This is a genomic window from Pseudomonas sp. B14(2022) (assembly GCF_012030485.1).
Lineage (GTDB): Bacteria > Pseudomonadota > Gammaproteobacteria > Pseudomonadales > Pseudomonadaceae > Aquipseudomonas.
This window is the reverse complement of the sequence record NZ_JAAUVM010000007.1, coordinates 69,375-84,634: the sequence shown is the minus strand read 5'-3', so window position 1 is coordinate 84,634 and position 15,260 is coordinate 69,375. Positions and strand designations below refer to the sequence as shown.

The window sequence follows — 15,260 nt, the reverse complement described above, 5'->3', positions numbered from 1 at the left end:
TTACGCGCTTTTCAAGCCTTCCAGCCAGGTGGGGTCGAAACGGGTCTGCTCGGTGTCCATCCCCAGTGCCTGCATCTTGTTTTTATGCGCGTTCATTTCGCCGACCAACTGCGCCTGGGCGCTGGAGTTGGCATCCAGTTCATGCATCTGCGTCAGCCCCAAATGGTAGAAACGCAGCACCTTGATCGCCGTCGGGTCATTGGCCTGCACCCGCTCTGTGACGGTGTGCATCACATTGGTCACGCGCATCAGGTTGCGCTTGAGCTGCCAGCCATACACGGCCGGCGCCAGCCAGGGTTGGCTCCAGAACGGGCCGCGCACCAGGGCGAGGGTAATCAACACCCCGGCGAATACGCCGCCGACATTGAAGCGCATGTTGTCACCGCCGGGTTCGCCGAACAGCATTACCGCCAGGCTCGACAGCAGCATGGCCAAGGCCATGAACAGCACGGCTACGATCAGCGTGCTGCGGCGGGTCTGTTGGCGGTAGGTGACGGGGTCGCAGGGTTTGAGCTCGAACATCCGGTCCAGGTCTCCAGGGCGGGTAGGGAGTGGCATCTTCTCATGGCCAGCGGTCAGCGGTGGGGCAATCAAGTTGAACCATGATCTGGGGCAGTTTCTCTAAACCGGTGTACTCCCTTTGAGGTGAACCACCATGCCCGAATACAAGCAGCCACCGCCCGGTACACCCGACCCTGATCGCACCCCCGGTGAAGAAGAGCGTGACAACGATGCCTTGCGCCCCAATGACCCGAAAGAGCGTGATGCACAGGATGATGTGGAGCGCGTCGAACAAGACCTGGAAAATCTTCACGACAAAGCTCGCCCCCTATAACAGGAGACCATGATGAACAAGCGCTCGGATGGACCCCCCTCCAACGAACACGCCAGCGGCAAGGATGAGTTGGGATTTGATCCGGACTCGCCGGATGTGGCAGATCCGCAGGTTGATCCGGTAGGTCCGGCCATCGCCCCGCTGGATAAAAAGGACAAGGAAGAGGCGAAAAAAAAGCCGCCCTACGATCCGTTGGGCGACTTGAAAAAATGAACTGAGCCCCGCCATTGAGCGGGGCTTTTGTTTATCTTGGCGGCATCCAGGTGACGTCGGTGATGCCGTACTTCTCTGCCCATGGGCGCGTGGTTTTTTTCACCTGTTCATGACCAACCCGGCCGATACGGCTGACATGCGCAATGTCAGCGTCAACGGCTGCCCAGTGCCACGCCTCGGCGTTGTTCATCACTTCGGCACGCACCACAAAGGACTTCGGTTGACCGTGCAGTTGGTAGTGGATGGTGTAGATTTTTGCGGTACTCATGTTGCCTCCCTGTCTTGTTATAGATGGATAGGGAACGGTTTAAAAAGGTTCACTCAAAATGACAATCTGCATGCTTGCGCGGCATAGTGACCCCTCCCTCCCGCGCCCAAGGATCGCGCCATGACCCTCCTGAACCACAGCCGTCTGTACCTGCAACGCCTGGGTTACGATTCGCCGCCACCGCCCACCCTGCAGACCCTGCGGGATTTGCAACTGCGTCATGTGTGCACCTTCGCCTTTGAAAGCCTGTCGACCCTGCTGCGCCTGCCGGTGCCGATCGACTTGCACAGCGTCGAGCAGAAAGTCCTGTTCGAGGGGCGGGGTGGGTATTGCTATGAGTTGAACCAGATGTTCCTGGCGCTGTTGCAAGAGTTGGGCTTTGATGCACGCGGCATTACCGGCCGGGTGGTGATGGGCGGGCCACCGGAGGCGCGCACGGCGCGTACCCATCGCCTGAGCCTGGTGACACTGGACGGCGTGCGTTACGTCACCGACGTCGGCTTTGGTGGCATGGTGCCCAGCAGTCCGTTGCAGTTGCACACACAAGCCGTTCAGGCCACGGCCCATGAGCCGTATCGCCTGACGCTCAATGAGCAGGAGGGCAGCTACACCTTGTGGGCCGAGGTCGCGGGGGAATGGCGTGGCTTGTATGTGTTCGACCTGCAAGTGCAGGCAGACATCGACTACGAAATCGGTAACTGGTACGTCTCTACCCATCCAGGTTCGCCGTTCCTGGGCCAATTGAAAGTCGCACGCCTGGCAGCGGGCGAACGCCACACCTTGAACAACGCCCATTATGCGATTCACTACCTGGATCGGCCGAGTGACAAGCGCGTGATCCAGAGCGCCGACGAACTGCTGGGAGTGCTGGGCACTACTTTTGGGATTCGCGTGCCGGTTCACCCTAAGCTGGATTCAACCCTTGATGGCTTGGTAATGGCTGCCCGCCAGGAGTATTGATCTAGAGCCATCGCTGAACCGTTTTACCTCCAAGAGGGGGCAAATTTTTTCGAACCTTTGGTGCCAACCCGGGTTCGAAGCGTTTCCTGAATAATTTGCCCACCAGACAAGGAGATGTAAACGATGTCCAAACTATTCGGAAACTTCCTCAAGCATTCCTCACTGCTGGCGCTGGTCGCCGCGCCAGCCGTGGTGTTCGCCGCACCGTCCACTGACCCGATTTCTACCTTTGGGATTCTGGGGAGCTACAACGACTTCAAGCTCGAAGGCGGGAGTGAAAGTGATAAGGACCACATGCCCGAAGCCGGCCTTTTCTACAACTTCGGCAACAAGCTCACCGCCGAGTCGGGCTTTATCTACCAGGCAGGCGTGGAAGCCAAGTACGGTGAAAAGAGTGATAACACACTCAAGGAAGGCCAGGCCGACCTGGATCTCGGCTGGCGTGCCGCGCTGGATGCGCGCAACTTTGTCGACGTGATCGTTGGCGGCGGTTACAGCTGGACCCGCTATGAGCTGGACTCGAACGACTACGACATGGAACTCACCAACAAGTCGCCGTTCGCCAAGGCAGCCTTTGGCTACAACCATCAGTTCGATGACATGACGCTGCGTTTTGAAGCGGGTGCGCGTCGCACCCTTGATGGTCGTACGAAGCTCAAGGTGGACGGCGTGGGCAGCGACACCGTAGACCTCAAGGACCGCACCAACCCTTACGCCGAAGTCAGCCTGCTGATGAACCAGAAGGGCGACCTGCCGGTGATGGCGGGCCTTTACTACACCCGCACCGAATACAAGCTAGACGGTGATTCCGAAGTGGCCGATAACACTCGGCTCAAGCGGGATGAATACGGGGTCAAGGTAGGCATCGCGTTTTAACGCGGTTGCAACGTAAAACGCCCCGAACATTCGGGGCGTTTTTTTTAGAGCTATTGCAGGTCAGCCCAGAACGCAAAAACGGCGCCCGAAGGCGCCGTTTCTGTTGACTCACATACCGCTAAGCGATCAAACCCCCAGCACCGCGTGCTGCACCAGGGTGAGCAACGGTTGTGGGTACACGCCCAGGAAGAAGGCGAGCAGGGCGATAGCCAGCAGCATCACACCACCGGCTTTCTGTTCCCAGTGCAGCTCGGCATCCACACGGCGCAGGTTTGGCTCGATCAGGTACAGGGTGACCATCACGCGCAGGTAGTAGAACACGCCGATGGCACTGCCCAGCACCAGGGACGCAACCAGCCACCACTCGTGGGCTTCGACACCGGTAGCGACGATGTAGAACTTGCCGATGAAACCCGCAGTCAGCGGGATACCGGCCAGGGACAGCATCATCACGGTGAGTACGGCGGTCAGGTACGGACGGCGCCAGAACAGGCCGCGATATTCGTACAGGGCGTCGGCGTCACGGCCTTTGTAAGGCGAGGACATCAGGGTTATCACGCCGAACGCGCCGAGGCTGGTGATCACGTAGGTGACCAGGTACACGCCGATGGCTTCCACGGCCAGGCCTTTGCTCGCCACCAGGGCGATCAGCAGGTAGCCGAAGTGAGCGATGGACGAGTAACCCAACAGACGCTTGAGGTTGTTCTGGGTCAGCGCCAGCAGGTTGCCGAACAGGATCGACGCGATGGCGATCACGGTCAGGACGTTGCTCAGCACGCCGGTGTTGGCGGCAGGCGAGATCTGGAACAGACGCACCATCACCGCAAACACAGCGACCTTGGACGCGGTCGCCAGGAACGCCGCCACCGGCGCCGGGGCGCCTTCGTACACGTCCGGGGTCCACAGGTGGAACGGCACCAGGGAGAGCTTGAACGCCAGGCCGATCAGCATCATCGCCAGGCCCAGTTGGGCAATCGGCGCGGGGCTGTTGGTGGCCGCCAGGGCGTGACCGATACCGGTGAAGCTCAGGCTGCCGGCTTCGGCGTAGAGCAGGGCCATACCGAACAACAGGAACGCGGAACCGGCGGCCGACAGCACCATGTACTTGATGCCGGCTTCCAGGGAACGCTTGTTGAAGAAGGCGTAGGCCACCAGGCCGTAGGTCGGGATCGACAGCAGTTCCAGGCCGATGAACAAGCCGGCCAGGTGCTGAGCGCTGACCAGCACGATACCGCCGGCCGCAGCCAGCAGGATCAGCAGGTACAGCTCTTCGCGGTTGCCCGGGTAGCCGGTGCCGCCTTCGCCGAGGTAGGCGTGGGCGAGGGTGACGCAGGCGAGGGTGGCGACGAGGATCAGCGCGATATACAGCAGCGCGAAGTCATCGACCATCATCAGCGGGGTCACCGCCAGTGGCGCGACCTTGAGTGCCGGGATAATCGACAGCAAGGCCAGGTTCAAACCGGCACAGGACAGCAGGAACGTTTGTGAATGATTGCGGCGCCAGGCGATCGCCAGCATCACCACCACGATGGTGAGGCTGGTGATCAGCAGCGGCGCAAGCGCGATAAAGTGTTGGATCGTGAATTCCATAGCGCTCTTACCGGGCCGAAGCGAGTTGAGAGAAGGCGGTGCCGAACCACTGCTGCACGCCATGCATCGTTGCGGCAGAAGTGTCCAGGAACGGCTGCGGGTATACGCCGATGTAGATCAGCAATACCGCAAGGCCGAGCACCATGATCAGTTCGCGAGCATCCATCCCTTTCAGGACGGCGTCGGACTTGGCCGGGCCGAAGTAGGCGCGGTGGATCATGATCAGCGAGTAGACCGAACCGAATACCAGGCCGGAAGTAGCAATGGCACTGATCCACGGCGTTTGCACGAAGGCACCCATCAGGATCAGGAACTCGCCGATGAAGTTACCGGTACCCGGCAGGCCCAGGGAGGCGGCGGCAAAGAACAGGCTGATCGCCGGCAGGTACGCAATGCGCGACCACACGCCGCCCATCTCACGCATGTCACGGGTGTGCAGGCGCTCGTACAACTGGCCACTCAGGATAAACAGTGCGGCGGCGGAGACACCGTGGGCCAACATCTGGATCACTGCACCCTGCAACGCCAGCTGGCTGCCGGAGTAGATGCCGATCAGTACGAAGCCCATGTGGGAAACGGACGAGAAGGCAATCAGACGCTTGATGTCGGTTTGCGCGAACGCCAGGAACGCACCGTAGAAGATCCCGATCAGACCGAGGGTCATGGCAATCGGCGCGAACTCGGCCGAGGCATTCGGGAACAGCGGCAGGGCGAAACGCAGCAGGCCGTAGGCCGCCGTCTTCAGCAGGATACCGGCCAGGTCCACGGAACCGGCGGTCGGCGCCTGGGCGTGAGCGTCAGGCAGCCAGGAGTGGAACGGCACCACCGGCAGCTTCACCGCGAAGGCGATGAAGAAGCCCAGCATGAGGATGTACTCGGTGGTCAGGGACATCTTGGTTTTCAACAGGTCGGCGTAGTTGAAGGTAATCACGCCCGTCGAGTTGAAGTTGACCAGTACCAGGCCCAGGATCGCCACCAACATGATCAGGCCGGAAGCCTGGGTGAAGATGAAGAACTTGGTCGCCGCGTAGATCCGGGTTTTCTTGCCGTCCGAAGAACTGTGACCCCAGAGCGCGATGAGGAAGTACATCGGCACCAGCATCATTTCCCAGAAGAAGAAGAACATGAACAGGTCGAGGGCGAGGAACACGCCGACCACGCCGCCCAGGATCCACATCAGGTTCAGGTGGAAGAAGCCCACGTGACGCTGGATCTCTTTCCAGGAGCAGAGTACCGAGAGGATACCCAGCAGGCCGGTCAGCAGGATCATCAACAGCGACAGGCCATCGAGGGCCAGGTGCACGTTGATGCCGAAGCGCTGGATCCACACGTGCTTGAATTCAAGCGCGAACGTCGGATCGACACCCGGTGCCGGAGCAAATGAATAGTCGCCATGGGCCCACAGCCAGAGGCCGAGTGCGAGTTCCAGGGACATGGTCAGCAACGCAATCCAGCGGGGGAGGGTGGCGCCGAAGCGTTCACCCATCCAGCAGAGCAGGCCGCCGATAAAGGGGATCAGGATTAGCCAGGGCAGAATCATGACGGGCTCGTTTCCTTTCGCAAGTTCGCAAAGTTCATATCAGACCGCTACCACAACGATGGCGCCGATCACCAGCACGGCACCGGCCGCCATGGAAGCTGCATACCAACGCAATTGGCCAGTCTCGGTACGGCTCAGGGCGGTGTGACCGCCTTTGGCCGCGCGCGGGATCAAACCGATGGTCTGGTCGAGCGGGTCTTTACGCAGCACGTGACTGATGGCCAGGTATGGCTTGACGAACAGTTTGTCGTAGATCCAGTCGAAGCCCCAGGCCGCGAACCACCAGGCCGAGAGGAAACGGCCGATGCCACTGTTGGCCACGGCGGTCACGAAGCGACGCTTGCCGAGGAACAGCATGGCCGCCAGCAGGATACCGGCGATGGCAATGGCGCCCGAGGCGATTTCCAGGCTGTGCTTGGCGGCGCCGCCGGCATGGCCGGCGCTTTCCGGCAGTACACCGGCCAGTGGCGGGGTGATCAGGGCGCCGATGAAGGTCGACAGGATGATCAGCACCGACAGTGGCAACCAGTGGGAGATGCCGTGGCCTGCGTGTGCTTCGGTCTTGGCTTCACCGTGGAAGGTGATGAAGATCAGGCGGAAGGTGTACAGCGAGGTCATGAACGCACCCACCAGGCCTGCGTACAGCAGGTTCTGGTTACCGCTGGCAAAGGCTTCCCAGAGGATTTCGTCCTTGGAGTAGAAACCGGCGGTCACCAGCGGCAGGGCGGCCAGGGCGGCACCACCGACGATGAAGCTGGCGTAGGCCAGTGGCAGTTTCTTCCACAGGCCGCCCATCTTGAAGATGTTCTGCTCGTGGTGGCAGGCCACGATCACCGCACCGGAGGCCAGGAACAGCAGGGCCTTGAAGAAGGCGTGGGTCATCAGGTGGAAGATCGCCGCGTCCCAGGCGCCGACGCCCAGGGCCAGGAACATGTAGCCGATCTGGCTCATGGTCGAGTAGGCGAGGATACGCTTGATGTCGGTCTGCACCAGCGCGGCGAAGCCGGCCAGTACCAGGGTCACGCCGCCGACGATGCCCACCAGGTGCAGGATGTCCGGCGCCAGGGTGAACAGGCCGTGGGTACGGGCGATCAGGTAGACACCGGCGGTAACCATGGTTGCGGCGTGGATCAGTGCCGACACCGGGGTAGGACCGGCCATCGCATCCGCCAGCCAGGTTTGCAGCGGCAGTTGCGCGGATTTACCCACGGCGCCGCCCAGCAGCATCAGGGTCGCCAGGGTGATCCAGAAGTCGCCGACCTGGAATTTCTGCGGTGCCAGCACCAGCAGTTCCTGGATGTTCAGCGTGCCCACCTGTTGGAACAGGATGAACAGGCCGATGGCCATGAACACGTCGCCGATCCGGGTGACGATAAATGCCTTGAGTGCCGCGTTACCGTTGTTGCGGTTGCTGTAGTAGAAACCGATCAACAGGTACGAGCACAGGCCCACGCCTTCCCAACCGAAGTACAGGAACAACAGGTTATCGCCGAGCACCAGGAACAGCATGCTGGCGATAAACAGGTTGGTGTACGAGAAGAAGCGCGAGTAGCCCGCTTCACCGCGCATGTACCAGGACGCGAACAGGTGGATCAGGAAGCCCACGCCGACGACCACGCCGAGCATGGTGATCGACAGGCCGTCGACGTAGAGGGCGAAGTTGGGCTTGAAGCCTTCCACCGACATCCACTGCCACAGCACCAGGGTGTAGTGACCACCTTCCGGCGGCGCCACGTTGAATTGCCAGATGACGTAGGCGGCGACAATGGCCGACAGGCCAATGGAGCCCACACCGATCAGGGCCGAAAGGTTTTCCGACCAGCGTCCGCGAGAGAACGACAGCAGCAGGAAACCGATCAGGGGAAATACGAAAGTCAGAAAGATCATGTTCATCCGCGCATCTCACTGGCAGCGTCGATATCAAGCGTGTGGAAGCGACGATACAGTTGCAGCAGGATCGCCAGGCCGATACTGGCCTCGGCGGCTGCCAGGCTGATCACCAGGATGAACATCACTTGTCCATCCGGCTGGCCCCAACGTGCACCTGCAACGATGAACGCCAGTGCCGCAGCGTTCATCATGATTTCCAGGCTCATCAACACGAACAGAATGTTACGGCGAACCATCAGGCCGACCAGGCCAAGGCAGAACAGGATGCCGGCGACCGCCAGACCATGCTCCAAAGGGATAGCAGGCATCGTCATTGCTCCTTGGCTTCGTTACGGCCCAAGTGGAAGGCGGTGATGGCTGCGGCGAGCAGCAGCATCGAAGCCAGTTCGACCACCAGCAGGTACGGGCCGAACAGGCTGATGCCCACGGCTTTCGCGTCCACGGTGGTGTGGCCGATGGCCTGGCCGCTCTGGTGAGCGAACAGCACATACAGCAGTTCACCCAGCAGCAGCGCTGCGAGGACAACCGGGCCGAGCCAGATGCCGGGCTTGAGCCAGACGCGTTCCTGGGCGACCGAGGCCGGCCCGAGGTTGAGCATCATCACCACAAACACGAACAGCACCATGATGGCGCCGGCGTAGGCGATCACTTCGAGCACACCGGCGAACGGCGCGCCGAGGCTGAAGAAGGTCATGGCCACGGCGATCAGCGAAATGATCAGGTAGAGCAGGGCGTGCACGGGGTTGGTGTTGGTGATCACGCGAAGCGTGGACACCACTGCAATACCCGATGCGAAATAGAAAGCGAATTCCATCTTTCTTCCTTAAGGCAGCAAGCTCTTCACGTTGATCGGCTCGGCTTCGTTTTGTGCGGCGCCTTTCGGCTTACCGGCAACGGCCATACCTGCAACACGATAGAAGTTGTAATCAGGGTTTTTACCGGGACCAGAGATCAGCAGATCTTCTTTCTCGTACACCAGGTCCTGACGTTTGAACTCGGCCATCTCGAAATCCGGTGTGAGCTGGATCGCGGTGGTCGGGCAAGCTTCCTCGCAGAGGCCGCAGAAAATGCAGCGCGAGAAGTTGATGCGGAAGAAGTCCGGGTACCAGCGACCGTCTTCGGTTTCAGCTTTCTGCAGGGAGATGCAACCCACCGGGCACGCCACGGCGCACAGGTTGCAGGCTACGCAACGCTCTTCGCCATCGGGGTCGCGGGTCAGTACGATGCGGCCGCGATAGCGCGGTGGCAGGTACACCGCTTCTTCCGGGTATTGCAGGGTGTCGCGCTTGCGAAAGCCATGGCCGAAAACCATCACCAGGCTTCGCAACTGGGTACCGGTACCCTTAACGATGTCGCCAATATATTTGAACATGGGTCAAATCCTCACTGAACCGCGCCCGCTGGCGTGTTCAACAACACAACGGCAGCAGTCACCAGCAAATTGATCAGGGTCAGCGGCAGGCAGAAACGCCAGCTGAAATCCATCACCTGGTCATACCGTGGACGCGGAATGGAAGCGCGCAGCAGGATAAACAGCATGATGAAGAACGCGGTCTTCAGGAAGAACCAGAAGAACGCCAGCTGCGGCAGGATGCCGAATGGACCGTGCCAGCCGCCGAAGAACAGCGTGACCAGCAGGGCCGAGATCAAGATGATGCCGATGTACTCACCGACGAAGAACATGCCCCATTTCATGCCGGCGTATTCAATGTGGTAACCGTCGGCCAGTTCCTGTTCCGCTTCCGGCTGGTCGAACGGGTGACGGTGAGTCACGGCGACGCCGGCGATGAAGAAGGTACAGAAGCCGAAGAACTGCGGAATGATGAACCACAGGTTCTGCGCCTGGTACTCGACGATGTCGCGCATGTTGAACGAGCCGACCTGCACCACGATGCCCATCAGCGCGAGGCCCATGAACACTTCGTAGGACACGGTCTGGGCCGAGGCCCGCAAGCTGCCCAGCAGGGCGAACTTGTTGTTGCTCGACCAGCCGGCGAACAGCACCGCGTAGACCGACAGGCCAGCCATGGCGAAGAAGAACAGCAGGCCGATGTTCAGGTCCGCCACGCCCCAGGTCGGGGTAATCGGGATGACTGCGAACGCGATCAGCAAGGCGCTCATGGCCACGACCGGTGCCAGGGTGAAGATCACCTTGTCGGCAAACGGCGGGGTCCAGTCTTCCTTGAAGAACATCTTCAGCATGTCGGCAGCGATCTGGAACATACCGAACGGGCCAACGCGGTTCGGACCGTAACGGTCCTGCCACCAGCCCAGCAGGCGACGTTCGACGAAGCTGAGCAGGGCGCCCGCGACGACCACGGCCAACAGGATCACGATGGCCTTGACGACCGAGATGATCACGTCGATCACTTCAGGGGTGAACCAGGTCATTGCGCTGCCTCCTGCAGACCGTCAACGGTTTTGCCAAAGATCGCAGGCGGGATACCGGCGAGGCCTTTAGGCAGTGCAACCAGGCCGGCACCCAACGCTTCGTTGATGCGCAGCGGCAGACGCAGGGTCTGGCCGGCCACGGTCACGCTGAGCAGGGCACCCTCGTTGACGCCCAGGCGGTCGGCTTCGGACTTGGCCAAGGACACGTAGGCTTCGGGAATGCGCTCTTGTACCGGCGCGGCCTTGGAAGAGGTCTCTTCGCTGCCGAACAGGTGGAAGAGCGGCACAACCTGCCAGGTGCCCTGGGCCGGGTTGAACGGGCGCGGGACCGCAGCGAACCAGTTCAGCGCGTCGCCCTGGGGTTCGATCAGGCGGGTGCCCGGGTCGCCGGCGCGGATATGCCCACCGACTTCGTCCTGGAACTTGTTCCAGGCCTGCGGCGAGTTCCAGCCCGGCGACCAGGCAAACGGCACCTGCTGACGTGGCTCGACCGAACCCGAGTAACCTTCCATGGAGAAGGCAAACGCGGTGTCGTTGTCTTGCGGGGTACGCGGTTCGTGCACGCTGATGTCGGCGCGCATGGCGGTACGACCGGAGTAACGCAGCGGCTCACGGGCGAGCTTCATGCCCTTGATGCGGAACGCGGCGGACGGTGCGGCGTCGACGATACGCGCCAGCTGCGGCGCGCTCGCGGCGGCGGCGGCGGTCACGTGGTCGAGCTGGGTCCAGTCGATCGGCTGGTTCAGCAGGGTCGCGCGCAGGGCATGCAGCCAGCGCCAGCCTTCGTGAACCAGGATGCTGGCGTCCATGTACTTCGGATCGAACACCTGGAAGAAGCGCTGGGCGCGGCCTTCCTGGCTGACCAGGGTACCGTCGCCTTCGGCGAAGGTGGCGGCTGGCAGCACCAGGTCGGCACGGTCGCTGGTGGCGGTCTTCTGGTGGTCGGCGACAATCAGGACCTTGGCGGCGTTCAGCGCAGCGTCAACCTTGGCGGCATCGGTGCGGGTGTACAGGTCGTTTTCCAGCACCACGATCGCATCGGCAGTGCCCTCGATCACGGTTTGCAGGGCCGCGTCCAGGGACTCGCCACCGAGCATGGCCAGGCCGAGGCTGTTGGCTTCCGGCACCACCAGGCTGATGGAGCCGTTCTTGTCGCGCAGCTTCAAGGCCTTGGCGATGTTGGCGGCGGCTTCGATCAATGCCTTGGAACCCAACGAGGTACCGGCAATGATCAATGGACGCTTGGCTGCCAGCAGGGCGTCGGCGATGCGTTGGGCCAATTCGACGGCTTCAGTGTCCAGGCCTTCGACCGCTGGTGCGCTGGCGTCGAGGGCGTGGGCCACGGCGAAACCGAGGCGCGCCAGGTCGTCCGGTGCAGCGTGGACGCATTCTTCGGCGATGTCGTCGAGCTTGGTTTCAGCCAGGCTTGCGATAAACAGCGGGTTCAGCGCGTGCTGGCCGATGTTTTTCACCGCAGCGTCGAGCCAAGGCTGTACGCGCATGGCGTCGGCCATGTCTTCAGCCTTGCCTTTGACCGATTGACGCAGGGACAGCGCGATACGCGCGGCGGTCTGGGTCAGGTCTTCACCGAGCACGAAGATGGCATCGTGGTCTTCGATGTCGCGCATGTTCGGCACCGGCAGCGGGCTGTCGTTCAGCACCTGCAGGACCAGGCGAATGCGCTCCAGCTCACCGGCTTCGATACCGGAGTAGAAGTGCTCGGCACCCACCAGCTCGCGCAACGCGTAGTTGCTTTCGAGGCTGGCGCGGGGCGAACCGATACCGACGATGTTGCGGCCGCGCAGCAGGTCGGCGGCTTTATCCAGTGCCGCGTCCAGGCTCAGCTTGGCGCCATCGGCCAGCAGTGGCTGGCGTGGGCGGTCTTCGCGGTTGACGTAGCCATAGCCGAAACGGCCACGGTCGCACAGGAAGTACTGGTTGACCGAACCGTTGAAGCGGTTTTCGATGCGACGCAGTTCGCCGTAGCGCTCGCCGGGGGAGATGTTGCAACCGCTCGAGCAGCCATGGCAGATGCTTGGCGAGAACTGCATGTCCCACTTACGGTTGTAGCGCTCGGAGTGAGTCTTGTCGGTGAACACACCGGTCGGGCAGACCTCGGTGAGGTTGCCGGAGAACTCGCTTTCGAGCACGCCGTCTTCAACGCGACCGAAGTACACGTTGTCGTGGGCGCCGAATACGCCGAGGTCGGTGCCGCCGGCGTAGTCTTTATAGAAGCGTACGCAGCGGTAGCAGGCGATGCAGCGGTTCATCTCGTGGGAAATGAACGGGCCCAGTTGCTGGTTCTGGTGGGTACGCTTGGTGAAGCGATAACGGCGCTCGTTGTGGCCGGTCATCACCGTCATGTCTTGCAGGTGGCAGTGACCGCCTTCCTCACAGACCGGGCAGTCGTGGGGGTGGTTGGTCATCAGCCATTCGACAACGCTGGCGCGGAACGCCTTGGATTCATCATCGTCGATGGAGATCCAGGTGTTGTCGGTGGCTGGGGTCATGCAGGACATGACGATACGACCACGGGTGTCGTTTTCGTCGGTGTACTGCTTGACCGCACACTGGCGACAGGCACCGACGCTACCAAGCGCGGGGTGCCAGCAGAAATAAGGGATGTCGAGGCCTAGTGACAGACACGCCTGTAACAGGTTGTCCGCCCCATCGACTTCGAGCGCTTTGCCGTCTACGTGGATAGTGGCCATGGTTCAAAGTTCTTCGTTGGCCCGTTGTCAGCGGGCGTGGCTAATGGAATCTTGTTGTTCATGTGCATCTACACAGCCTTGACGGCGTCAGCACATGAGAAAGCGAAGGGCACGGACCCTTCGCTTTTTAAGCGTTACGCGCCGACTACGATCGGCCTTGCCAGAGGCGGGACGGCGGCGCTGGTAGGCGCGATGCCGGCTTCGAACTCCGAGCGGAAGTATTTGATTGCGCTGCCCAATGGCTCCACGGCGCCCGGTGCGTGAGCACAGAAGGTCTTGCCTGGGCCGAGGAAACCGACCAGCCCCAGCAGGGTCTCGATGTCACCCTCGCGGCCTTCGCCATTTTCCAGGGCCATCAGCAGCTTGACGCTCCACGGCAGGCCGTCGCGGCATGGGGTGCAGAAGCCGCAGGATTCACGGGCAAAGAACTGCTCCATGTTGCGCAGCAGCGAGACCATGTTCACGGTGTTGTCCACCGCCATCGCCAGGCCGGTACCCATCCGGGTGCCCACCTTGCCGATGCCGCCGGCATACATCTGTGCGTCAAGATGCTCGGGGAGCAGGAAGCCGGTGCCGGCGCCGCCTGGCTGCCAGGCCTTGAGGGTGTAGCCGTCGCGCATGCCGCCGGCGTAGTCCTCGAACAGCTCGCGTGCGGTCACGCCGAATGGCAGTTCCCACAGGCCAGGGTTCTTGACCTTGCCGGAAAAGCCCATGAGCTTGGTGCCCATGTCTTCGCTGCCTTCGCGGGCCAACGATTTGTACCAGTCCACGCCGTCGGCGATGATCGCCGGCACGTTGCACAGGGTCTCGACGTTGTTCACGCAGGTCGGCTTGCCCCACACGCCCACGGCGGCAGGGAAGGGCGGCTTGGAACGCGGGTTGGCGCGGCGGCCTTCGAGGGAGTTGATCAGTGCGGTTTCTTCACCGCAGATGTAACGACCGGCGCCGGTGTGCACGAACAGTTCGAAGTCAAAACCCGAACCGAGGATGTTCTTGCCCAACAGGCCTGCGGCCTTGGCTTCTGCCACGGCACGGTTGAGGTGCTTGGCGGCGGTGGTGTATTCGCCGCGCAGGAAGATGTAGCCACGGTAGGTTTTCAGCGCGCGGGCGCTGATCAGCATGCCTTCGATCAGCAGATGGGGCAGTTGCTCCATCAGCATGCGGTCTTTCCAGGTGTTGGGTTCCATTTCATCCGCGTTGCACAGCAGGTAGCGGATGTTGATGGACTCGTCTTTGGGCATCAGGCCCCACTTCACGCCCGTGGGGAAGCCTGCACCGCCGCGACCCTTGAGGCCGGCGTCCTTCACGGTCTGGACGATGTCGTCCTGGGCCATGTCGGCGAAGGCCTTGCGCGCAGCGGCGTAACCGTTCTTGGCCTGGTACTCGTCGAGCCATACCGGCTCGCCGTCGTCACGCAGGCGCCAGGTCAGCGGGTGGGTTTCGGCCGAACGCTTGATCAGGTTGGCCGGGCCGAAGGAAGTCAGGGTCATGGGTAGCCCTCGAGCAATTGGGTCACGCCAGCAGGCTGCACGTCACCGAATGTGTCGTCGTCGATCATCAACGCCGGCGCCTTGTCGCAGTTGCCCAGGCAGCACACCGGCAGCAGCGTGAAGCGGCCGTCCGGGGTGGTTTGGCCGAGGCCGATGCCCAGCGTGTTCTGGATCTCGCTGACCACTGATTCGTGGCCACCGATGTAGCAGACCATGCTGTCGCACACGCGAATGATGTGACGGCCGACCGGCTGGCGGAAGATCTGGCTGTAGAACGTCGCCACGCCTTCAACGTCGCTGGCGGGGATGCCGAGGATCTCGCCGATGGCGTAGAGGGCGCCGTCCGGCACCCAGCCACGTTCCTTCTGGACGATCTTCAAGGCTTCGATCGACGCCGCGCGCGGGTCTTCGTAGTGATGCAGCTCGTGCTCGATGGCCGAGCGCTCGGTTTCACTCAGGGTGAAACGGTCTGTCTGGATAAGCGTGCTGTTCATGC

16 protein-coding genes are annotated in these 15,260 nt (G+C 61.6%); 4 read left to right on the top strand and 12 right to left on the bottom strand.

Features of this window, described 5'->3' with window-relative positions:
• Positions 1 to 522, bottom strand: a complete 522-nt coding sequence (locus HCF10_RS12885) for a DUF3087 domain-containing protein (protein WP_145337713.1) — start codon at positions 520 to 522, stop codon at positions 1 to 3.
• Positions 523 to 655: 133 nt separating this feature from the next.
• Here HCF10_RS12885 and HCF10_RS12880 point away from each other — a divergent pair, with 133 nt between their 5' ends.
• Together HCF10_RS12880 and HCF10_RS12875 are read left to right on the top strand one after the other, a co-directional pair.
• Positions 656 to 835 carry a hypothetical protein gene (locus HCF10_RS12880; RefSeq protein ID WP_131698072.1) on the top strand — a complete coding sequence of 60 codons (180 nt, stop codon included), beginning with the start codon at positions 656 to 658 and terminating at the stop codon, positions 833 to 835.
• Between the two features lie 12 nt (positions 836 to 847).
• The gene (locus HCF10_RS12875) at positions 848 to 1,048 is read left to right on the top strand and encodes a DUF6021 family protein (RefSeq protein ID WP_131698071.1); all 201 of its coding nucleotides are present in this window, start codon (positions 848 to 850) and stop codon (positions 1,046 to 1,048) included.
• Positions 1,049 to 1,079: 31 nt separating this feature from the next.
• On the opposite strand, the gene HCF10_RS12870 is transcribed toward HCF10_RS12875, so the two are convergent.
• The gene (locus tag HCF10_RS12870) at positions 1,080 to 1,316 is read right to left on the bottom strand and encodes a DUF6555 family protein (RefSeq protein WP_027606320.1); all 237 of its coding nucleotides are present in this window, start codon (positions 1,314 to 1,316) and stop codon (positions 1,080 to 1,082) included.
• Between the two features lie 120 nt (positions 1,317 to 1,436).
• Between HCF10_RS12870 and HCF10_RS12865 the strand changes: the two genes are divergently transcribed.
• Both HCF10_RS12865 and HCF10_RS12860 read left to right on the top strand, forming a co-directional pair.
• A complete protein-coding gene (locus tag HCF10_RS12865) occupies positions 1,437 to 2,276 on the top strand; it encodes an arylamine N-acetyltransferase family protein (RefSeq protein WP_131698069.1) in 840 nt (279 codons plus the stop codon).
• A 123-nt stretch (positions 2,277 to 2,399) separates the two neighbouring features.
• Positions 2,400 to 3,152: an outer membrane beta-barrel protein gene (locus tag HCF10_RS12860; protein ID WP_167655673.1), complete on the top strand. Its 753-nt coding sequence runs from the start codon at positions 2,400 to 2,402 to the stop codon at positions 3,150 to 3,152.
• A gap of 126 nt (positions 3,153 to 3,278) precedes the next feature.
• On the opposite strand, the gene nuoN is transcribed toward HCF10_RS12860, so the two are convergent.
• The 10 genes from nuoN to nuoE form a co-directional block, all read right to left on the bottom strand.
• Positions 3,279 to 4,742, bottom strand: a complete 1,464-nt coding sequence (gene nuoN / locus HCF10_RS12855; RefSeq protein ID WP_003174731.1) for an NADH-quinone oxidoreductase subunit NuoN — start codon at positions 4,740 to 4,742, stop codon at positions 3,279 to 3,281.
• Between the two features lie 7 nt (positions 4,743 to 4,749).
• Positions 4,750 to 6,282, bottom strand: coding sequence for an NADH-quinone oxidoreductase subunit M (nuoM, locus tag HCF10_RS12850; protein WP_048728604.1), 1,533 nt, complete (start codon positions 6,280 to 6,282; stop codon positions 4,750 to 4,752).
• A 39-nt stretch (positions 6,283 to 6,321) separates the two neighbouring features.
• Entirely contained in the window at positions 6,322 to 8,175 is a 1,854-nt protein-coding gene (gene nuoL, locus HCF10_RS12845; protein ID WP_145337656.1) for an NADH-quinone oxidoreductase subunit L, read from the bottom strand.
• The gene (nuoK, locus tag HCF10_RS12840) at positions 8,172 to 8,480 is read right to left on the bottom strand and encodes an NADH-quinone oxidoreductase subunit NuoK (protein WP_003174727.1); all 309 of its coding nucleotides are present in this window, start codon (positions 8,478 to 8,480) and stop codon (positions 8,172 to 8,174) included. The genes nuoL and nuoK overlap by 4 nt, the downstream gene beginning before the upstream one ends.
• A 2-nt stretch (positions 8,481 to 8,482) precedes the next feature.
• Positions 8,483 to 8,986 carry an NADH-quinone oxidoreductase subunit J gene (gene nuoJ / locus HCF10_RS12835; RefSeq protein ID WP_003174726.1) on the bottom strand — a complete coding sequence of 168 codons (504 nt, stop codon included), beginning with the start codon at positions 8,984 to 8,986 and terminating at the stop codon, positions 8,483 to 8,485.
• Between the two features lie 9 nt (positions 8,987 to 8,995).
• Positions 8,996 to 9,544 carry an NADH-quinone oxidoreductase subunit NuoI gene (gene nuoI, locus HCF10_RS12830; RefSeq protein ID WP_003174725.1) on the bottom strand — a complete coding sequence of 183 codons (549 nt, stop codon included), beginning with the start codon at positions 9,542 to 9,544 and terminating at the stop codon, positions 8,996 to 8,998.
• An 11-nt stretch (positions 9,545 to 9,555) separates the two neighbouring features.
• Positions 9,556 to 10,563, bottom strand: a complete 1,008-nt coding sequence (gene nuoH, locus HCF10_RS12825) for an NADH-quinone oxidoreductase subunit NuoH (protein WP_057721782.1) — start codon at positions 10,561 to 10,563, stop codon at positions 9,556 to 9,558.
• Positions 10,560 to 13,274, bottom strand: a complete 2,715-nt coding sequence (nuoG, locus tag HCF10_RS12820) for an NADH-quinone oxidoreductase subunit NuoG (protein ID WP_167655672.1) — start codon at positions 13,272 to 13,274, stop codon at positions 10,560 to 10,562. Before nuoG ends, nuoH begins: the two co-directional genes overlap by 4 nt.
• Before the next feature lie 134 nt (positions 13,275 to 13,408).
• Entirely contained in the window at positions 13,409 to 14,764 is a 1,356-nt protein-coding gene (nuoF, locus tag HCF10_RS12815; protein ID WP_027606325.1) for an NADH-quinone oxidoreductase subunit NuoF, read from the bottom strand.
• Positions 14,761 to 15,258: an NADH-quinone oxidoreductase subunit NuoE gene (nuoE, locus tag HCF10_RS12810; RefSeq protein ID WP_127880709.1), complete on the bottom strand. Its 498-nt coding sequence runs from the start codon at positions 15,256 to 15,258 to the stop codon at positions 14,761 to 14,763. The genes nuoF and nuoE overlap by 4 nt, the downstream gene beginning before the upstream one ends.
• Positions 15,259 to 15,260: the final 2 nt, after the last annotated feature.